The following is a 6524-nucleotide window of genomic DNA, read 5'->3' on the forward strand; positions in this document are numbered from 1 at the left end:
ACTAGCCATTCACGAAAGTTGTCACAAGTATCTCCATAGACGCAAACGCGACAACCAAGAACATCGGGAGCCGGATGCAGGGAAACTCGCACGTCCGGATCTAACTGAGAGGGGCGGGGAGTAATGTCCCCCCTCGACTCAAACTAATCTGACGTTGATGCATCAGCACTGTCACGACCAAGTTCATTCAGGTATGCGTGACAAGCACTCAGTTGTTGAGGAGCCGTGTGAGGTGACAAGCTTCAAGCTCGGTTCTGAAGACCAGCGGAGTGGGTGACTGCTCCGCTGAGTTTAACTCAACCCCAGGTTAGTTATGTAGCGCCTCATCTACAAGTTGCTGGTCATCACCATAGGACCTTGAGGCGAGAGGGGTATGGGCGATGCTTCGATCGTGACAATGAGTGTGACGCGATTCGTTCCACGATCCCAAAGGGAATCGCTGGTTGCCGAAGTCAGAGGCACCTTCACGAACACTCTGCCCTGGGGATTTGCAGTAAAGTTTCCTGCTGCAACTTTTTGACCATTGGCAACTGCCCAAAGATTGTAGGTTTGTCCCGGTGGCAGGGTTGGCAGATCTTGCAGCACCACGATCGCCCCTGCTTCTCCTGGCGTAATCACCACATTCCCCGCCGCTTTCGACATCTGATCCATGCCTTTCAAGGTCACTAGCTTAGTTTGAGGCGCTTGCAACATGGCAATCAGGTCTTTTTGGGACGCAATCTTGGCTTGAGTGGTGGCAAGCTCTTGCCGCAAATTTAGATTGTCTAACCCAATTACTACTGCAAGAATAGCGGCAATGCTGCCACCCCATAGAATCATTAATTGACGGCGATCGCGCTGGCGAATTAGCACTACTTGATCGTGAGCCGCCATGAGAATGCGCGATCGCACGGATACGGCAGGCTCCACTTCTGGTAAGGCATAGGGCATTGCTGCCAGCACCTCTTGTAGGCTGTGCATCTCTTCGCCCAATTCAGGATGGGCAGAGAGTAGTTGCTGCAACTCCTCCGCTTCTTCAGGCGTAAGATTGCCCAAAACATAGCCTGCCATCAACTCTTGCCAATGGGCGGGATAGGACGATTCAGGATCAGTGGGTTCAGCCATAACGCGATTACTCAATCCAGGTCTGTAAGGTTTTTCTCAGGGTGAGCAATCCTTGGCGCGACCAAGATTTCACCGTTCCCAAGGGAATCTCTAATCGGGCAGCAATTTCTGATTGGCTCAGCCCTTCGTAATAAGCCAGTTCTAAAATTTGACGATATTTTTCGGGCAGGTCAGCCAATGCCGCGCGCACATGCTCCGATCGCTGATGAATCGATGCAGTTTCAAACGGCGTGTTAGGCGGCGGTTGAGTGGTCATGGTCTTGCCCCAGCGCTGAAGAAATTTGAGGTTGCTACTGCGTGAGCGAAGTCGATCAATTGCTCGCGATCGCGTCAATGTGGTCAAAAAGCTACTCAAAGAACCCCGATTAATGTCGTAAGTGCTGCTACGCCAAAGTTTTAGGAAAATTTCTTGAGTCAAATCTTCTGCTTCCTGTGGATTCACCAGAATTCTTAGCGCCACTCTATACACCAAGCTAGCGTAGCGATCGTAAAGCGCCGCCAGAGCAGAGTGCTGTTTTGCTTGCATCGCCTGAAACAATTCCGCATCTGTGGGGATTGGTGGCGAATCCGAAGACTCGAAATCCATAGAGTCACATTTTTTGGACAGAGCCAATATCAACATGATGGGGCAGCCACTTTAGATCAAGCAATCTAAAGCCAACGAAATAATTCAATCAACGATTTAACTCAGGCTAAACGCGATTGAATCGAGTATGGGATATATTCCCCGCCGCTCTGCGGCGAAGCCTTGTGGCTTGCAATCCGAATCTGAGATTCGGGAGCAAAACGTCTTTCATACCCCGTCTGCTTGCAGCGGGGTAGTTCATTCAAGCACTTCACTTCACTTCATGAAACCACACAATTTCAAACCTCCACAGCACCGCTTATCTAAAGTACGACTGGGAATAGAAATTGGATGTGGATAAACATAAGCCTATTCAAACTGTGCCCTAGGAATTTTGCAATCCGCCAAAAAACTTTAATCCGATCGCATCGCCCAGTCGTATGTCACTAGGAAAGAACAAAAATAGTGCTTTCTTCACCAATACACCTACGTCTAAGGGCTAGAAAAATGATGACCTTGAAAGTTTTGGGCTTGGCAGCCAGTTTAGTGATTATCTCTGGTTTGGCTTCTTGCTCCAGTGGTGCCAATCAAGCAACTCCCGGTACTTCTGCTTCACCTGCCGCAAGCACTACGGGGGATGCCATGAAAGGTGACGCGATGAAAGGCGATGCCATGAAAGGTGATGCGATGAAGAAAGAAGGCGATGCCATGAAAGGTGATGCCATGAAAGGTGATGCCATGAAAGGCGACGCAATGAAAGGCGACGCAATGAAGAAAGAAGGCGACGCGATGAAGAAATAGCCCCGTTTATGCAGACCTTCTTGCAGGTAACCCTATGAGTTCTCTTTTGCAACGTCGTCGGATTTTGACTTATCTTGGCTTGGGGGTATTGGGGGCGGGGGGCGTGACCTTGGCTGCTCGACTCCATCAAGAATCATCTGCTCCCGAAGCGCAAGCGTCCGCAGAAGGAAGCGATCGCACGACTAATCTTGCCGCCGCTAGCACCAATCGCCTCCCAGAATTTCAGGGCATTTCCCAGTGGCTTAATTCCCCGCCGCTAACCGTTGCTTCCCTCAAAGGCAACGTTGCATTGATTCAGTTCTGGACATTTGCTTGCATCAATTGTCAGCGCACCCTACCCTCTGTAGTTCGCTGGCATCAGCAATATGCAGCCAAAGGCTTAACCGTCATCGGTATTCACACGCCTGAATTTGCCTTTGAACGTGATGTGAACAACGTTAAGCAAGCATTACAGAAGCATGGCATCACCTATCCCGTGCCCATGGATAACCAGTTCAAGACCTGGAGCGCCTACAAAAATGAGTATTGGCCCCACTTGTTCTTAGCTGATCGCCAAGGAATTATCCGCTATGACCATATTGGCGAAGGTGCCTACGACGAAACGGACAAAATGATTCGGCAATTGTTGAGTTAGGGATCAGGTTCCAGGTTTCAGGAATTAGTGAAGACTCTGAGCTCCGAACTCTGACACCTGAAACCCGACACCTGAAACCTTTTTATCTCTCCGCTTATGGCTACTTCCTCACTTTCCATTGGGCTGGCATTTTTGGCTGGAATATTAACCGTATTATCTCCCTGTGTGTTGCCAATTTTGCCAATTTTGGTTGGGCGATCGCTCCAGTCTCATCGCTATGGGGCGGTGGCGTTAGTCGCGGGTTTAGTCGGTGGTTTTGCGGTGGCAGGTAGCTTGCTAGGATTCACCAGTCAGTGGATTGCGGGATTTGCGAGTGGCTTAAGAACCGTGGCGATCGCATTACTGGTGTTGATGGGGTTGCTATCGATGTTTCCAGTTTTGAGCTATCGTCTATTCCGAAGGCTGCGGCTAGTTGGGCTAAAGGAACCTGAGCGCAAGGGGTTGTGGGGTGAGTTTTGGCTAGGCACTCAGTTGGGGCTGCTGTGGACTCCCTGTGCGGGTCCCGTTTTGGGCAGCATTGTCGTGTTGGCAGCGGTACAGCAGCAGGTTACACAGGTATTCGGGCTACTGCTGGCGTTTGGCGTGGGAGCGAGTTTACCCCTGCTGGCGATCGCTTACTCTGGTCGATATGTGGGGCGATCTCTGCTGAAACTGCGTCCCTACAGCGCGGCACTTCAACGGATTGGTGGTGGGTTAGTCGCAGGCACCGCGATCGCAATTTTGCTGGGCTGGGATGTGCAAGTGCAGCTTTGGCTAGCACCTCTGTTTCCCGCTGCCCAGTTGTAGATTTTAGATGTTCAAGTACACGAATGACTCAAGGAGTTTAATGATGAAATTGCAAAACTTTTCACTGAGCTTGATGTCCCTTGTTGCGATCGCGACAATTGCAACCGTCGCCCAGTATCAATCAGTCAATTCTCAAAATGCGCCTGCCATGAAACCAACGGACAGCATGATGAAACCGGAAGGTAGCATGATGAAGCCGGAAGGTAGCATGATGAAACCGGCAATGATGGCGATGCGATCGGGCAAATTTGTCAAAGCGGAGCATCCTACTCAGGGATCTGTCATGCTGGTCAACGAAGGCGGTAAATCCTATCTGACATTTGACCAAACCTTTAAGACTGATGCGGGTCCCGACTTGTATGTGATTTTGTATCGTACTGGTCAGCCGCCCATCAGTGGCATCAAAGAAAAAGATTATGTGCAGGTGGCAAAACTGCAAAAGGTTTCCGGCGCTCAGCGGTATGCCATTCCTCAAACGGTGAAACCAGGAAATTTCTCTAGTGTGGCGATTTGGTGCCGCAAATTTAACGCAACATTCGGCTACGCCAGCCTTGGTAAGTAGAGATCACCCATGACAACATCGCAACCTGCCAAATCACCGAAAAAAGCACCTGTGCCGAAACAGGCAATTCTTGCAAAAGCCTTTCACTGGGTCAACATTATTAGCCTCTTGCTGATGATGAGTAGTGGTTTGCAGATTTACAACGCCAATCCAGTGTTTGGCGGACGAGCGGGGTGGCATTTTCCCAAAGGGTTGCTGCTAGGCGGCTGGTTAGCAGGGGGGCGAGATTGGCACTTCACCATCATGTGGGTCTACTCGCTTAACCTTCTGGCGTATGGGCTTTTTATTCTCATCACTCGTCGCTGGCAGCAGCGCTATGTGTCTAGTAGTGATGTGAAGGCGCTGCAAGTGTCGCAAAACGCCAAACGTAAGACCTATGCGTGGCATCGAGTGGTGTATACAGCGATTATTCCGATCCTGCTGCTGGCGATCGCCAGTGGGTTGGCAATGTATAAACCTGCCCAACTTCCCTGGCTGGCAAGTCTGTTTGGCAATTGGCAAACGCTACGCACCGTTCACTTTATTACCGTGCCCATTGTCCTTGGTTTCACCCTCATCCATTCCCTGCTAGCGTTTAGAGTTGGCAGTATGCGGCTGATTCGCTCAATTTTTGTCCGTTAGTCTTCCATTCTCTAGGGCTATTGCTATGTCGATTATTCAACCCGTTCGTCCAAGGCTGACCCGTCGGCGACTGTTGCAGCTTTCTGGATTATCAGGGATGGGGTTGCTGCTGGGCAGTTGTGCTTCCACCTCCATCGCCGAGCAGGTTGGAGCGACGATTGATCCGCTCAACCAGCGGGTGGAAGAATTGCTACTCAAACCCCAAGCGTTGGTGCCAGAATTTCCCATCAGCGAGATCGATCCAGAAGCACTGCTGATCAATACGTTTGACACGACTCCTAACCTCGATCGCGCCACCTTTCGTTTGGTGGTGGATGGTGATGTGGTGCAACCCTTGAGCCTGAGTCTGGCAGAGATTCAATCCATGCCCCTAACTTCCATGGTGATTCGGCATGTGTGTGTGGAAGGCTGGGCGGCGATCGTCCAGTGGGGCGGGGTGAGTTTACGGGAACTCATTCGTCGCGCTCAGCCCAAATCTACGGCGCGCTATGCTTACTTTGAATCGGCAGATGGCTACTACGAAAGCTGGGATCTTGCCTCCACGATGCATCCTCAAACGATATTGGCATATCAAAAAAATGGTCAGCCGCTCCCCATGGAAAATGGCGCACCGCTGCGACTGGCAGCCCCGATTAAGCTGGGCTATAAGCAATCTAAGTGGGTTACCCGTGTGACATTGATGAGCCAGTTACCACCGAAACTGGGCTATTGGGAAGATTTTGGCTATGAGTGGTTTGCAGGACTGTAGACCTGTAAGATTATCGGGTGGTTGATTGGAGCGATCGCCCTGTGCTAGCTGCGTTACTGTATGGCAAAGAAGACCTTCGACTGGAGCAGGTTGCAGACCCCACCCCTGCTGCTGGAGAAGTTGTAATTCGGGTGAAAGCAGCGACCACCTGCGGCACCGATTTGAAAGTATGGCGTAGGGGCGGACATGCCAAGATGCTGAAACCACCAACCCCTTTTGGGCATGAAGCAGCGGGAGAAATTGTGGCGTTGGGCGCAGGCGTAGAAGGCTGGAAAATTGGCGATCGCGAAGCCTTCCAAATTGGAACTCGTGTGGTTGCCGATCGTGTTCTAGAGTTGTTGTTTCAGGTTAGACAGATAAGCCAAGCTCATAACGGTTAAGGAACAATCCAATCACAATGTCATGCATCACAATAGACTTGGAAAAGCAAATGGTTTTACGAGCCAATCTTTTAATTCGAGTTCGTCAGGTTAAATGCTTGCGCTCAATCTTCTGAGTATGACGTTTACCTACCGTGTGAAGACTTGGATCGAGATGTCTTAATGCCTCCGTCAAGCTACGCCAACATAAGCTCCCCAACCATCTGCACCCAATGAAATCAGTCTAAAAACGGCAGACGCTTAAGATCTTGAATCAGGTCTAAAAGCTCCAAAATAAGTCAATCGAAAAACCCTCACAACCTTGCTCCGGCAGCGTCCCCGCT

General features: G+C 50.5%; 9 protein-coding genes and 1 pseudogene. 7 read left to right on the forward strand and 3 right to left on the reverse strand.

The features are described from left to right. Positions 1-327 precede the first annotated feature (327 nt). On the reverse strand, positions 328-1104 hold the full coding sequence (locus AC1S5B_RS22635) for an anti-sigma factor (RefSeq protein WP_482037936.1): 777 nt from the start codon (positions 1102-1104) through the stop codon (positions 328-330). A gap of 7 nt (positions 1105-1111) precedes the next feature. Further along, positions 1112-1690: a sigma-70 family RNA polymerase sigma factor gene (locus AC1S5B_RS22640; protein ID WP_482037937.1), complete on the reverse strand. Its 579-nt coding sequence runs from the start codon at positions 1688-1690 to the stop codon at positions 1112-1114. A 486-nt stretch (positions 1691-2176) separates the two neighbouring features. On the opposite strand from AC1S5B_RS22640, the gene AC1S5B_RS22645 reads away from it, so the two are divergent. The 7 genes from AC1S5B_RS22645 (at position 2177) to AC1S5B_RS22675 (ending at position 6201) form a co-directional block, all read left to right on the forward strand. Then, a complete protein-coding gene (locus AC1S5B_RS22645; RefSeq protein ID WP_482037938.1) occupies positions 2177-2470 on the forward strand; it encodes a pentapeptide MXKDX repeat protein in 294 nt (97 codons plus the stop codon). Between the two features lie 34 nt (positions 2471-2504). Further along, complete coding sequence (locus AC1S5B_RS22650) at positions 2505-3104, forward strand: thioredoxin family protein (RefSeq protein ID WP_482037939.1); 600 nt, start codon at positions 2505-2507, stop codon at positions 3102-3104. Positions 3105-3200: 96 nt separating this feature from the next. After that, positions 3201-3890 carry a cytochrome c biogenesis CcdA family protein gene (locus AC1S5B_RS22655; RefSeq protein WP_482037940.1) on the forward strand — a complete coding sequence of 230 codons (690 nt, stop codon included), beginning with the start codon at positions 3201-3203 and terminating at the stop codon, positions 3888-3890. A 40-nt stretch (positions 3891-3930) separates the two neighbouring features. Further along, entirely contained in the window at positions 3931-4452 is a 522-nt protein-coding gene (locus tag AC1S5B_RS22660) for a DM13 domain-containing protein (protein WP_482037941.1), read from the forward strand. Positions 4453-4461: 9 nt separating this feature from the next. Further along, positions 4462-5073, forward strand: a complete 612-nt coding sequence (locus AC1S5B_RS22665) for a cytochrome b/b6 domain-containing protein (protein WP_482037942.1) — start codon at positions 4462-4464, stop codon at positions 5071-5073. A gap of 25 nt (positions 5074-5098) precedes the next feature. Beyond that, entirely contained in the window at positions 5099-5821 is a 723-nt protein-coding gene (locus tag AC1S5B_RS22670; protein ID WP_482037943.1) for a molybdopterin-dependent oxidoreductase, read from the forward strand. A 17-nt stretch (positions 5822-5838) separates the two neighbouring features. Then, the gene (locus AC1S5B_RS22675; RefSeq protein ID WP_482037944.1) at positions 5839-6201 is read left to right on the forward strand and encodes an alcohol dehydrogenase catalytic domain-containing protein; all 363 of its coding nucleotides are present in this window, start codon (positions 5839-5841) and stop codon (positions 6199-6201) included. Here AC1S5B_RS22675 and AC1S5B_RS22680 read toward each other — a convergent pair. Further along, positions 6170-6340 (reverse strand): annotated as a pseudogene (locus tag AC1S5B_RS22680) (IS1 family transposase); the annotation flags it as partial. The gene AC1S5B_RS22675 and the pseudogene AC1S5B_RS22680 sit on opposite strands and share 32 nt — an antisense overlap. Positions 6341-6524 lie beyond the last annotated feature (184 nt).

The sequence above is a fragment of the Leptolyngbya sp. CALU 1928 genome (assembly GCF_056784215.1).

What these genes read in the sequence shown, in the direction of transcription:
- AC1S5B_RS22635 (WP_482037936.1), bottom strand. Translation starts at nt 1,104, where the DNA reads ATGGCTGAACCCACTGATCCTGAATCGTCCTATCCCGCCCATTGGCAA.
- AC1S5B_RS22640 (WP_482037937.1), bottom strand. Translation starts at nt 1,690, where the DNA reads ATGGATTTCGAGTCTTCGGATTCGCCACCAATCCCCACAGATGCGGAA.
- AC1S5B_RS22645 (WP_482037938.1), top strand. Translation starts at nt 2,177, where the DNA reads ATGATGACCTTGAAAGTTTTGGGCTTGGCAGCCAGTTTAGTGATTATC.
- AC1S5B_RS22650 (WP_482037939.1), top strand. Translation starts at nt 2,505, where the DNA reads ATGAGTTCTCTTTTGCAACGTCGTCGGATTTTGACTTATCTTGGCTTG.
- AC1S5B_RS22655 (WP_482037940.1), top strand. Translation starts at nt 3,201, where the DNA reads ATGGCTACTTCCTCACTTTCCATTGGGCTGGCATTTTTGGCTGGAATA.
- AC1S5B_RS22660 (WP_482037941.1), top strand. Translation starts at nt 3,931, where the DNA reads ATGATGAAATTGCAAAACTTTTCACTGAGCTTGATGTCCCTTGTTGCG.
- AC1S5B_RS22665 (WP_482037942.1), top strand. Translation starts at nt 4,462, where the DNA reads ATGACAACATCGCAACCTGCCAAATCACCGAAAAAAGCACCTGTGCCG.
- AC1S5B_RS22670 (WP_482037943.1), top strand. Translation starts at nt 5,099, where the DNA reads ATGTCGATTATTCAACCCGTTCGTCCAAGGCTGACCCGTCGGCGACTG.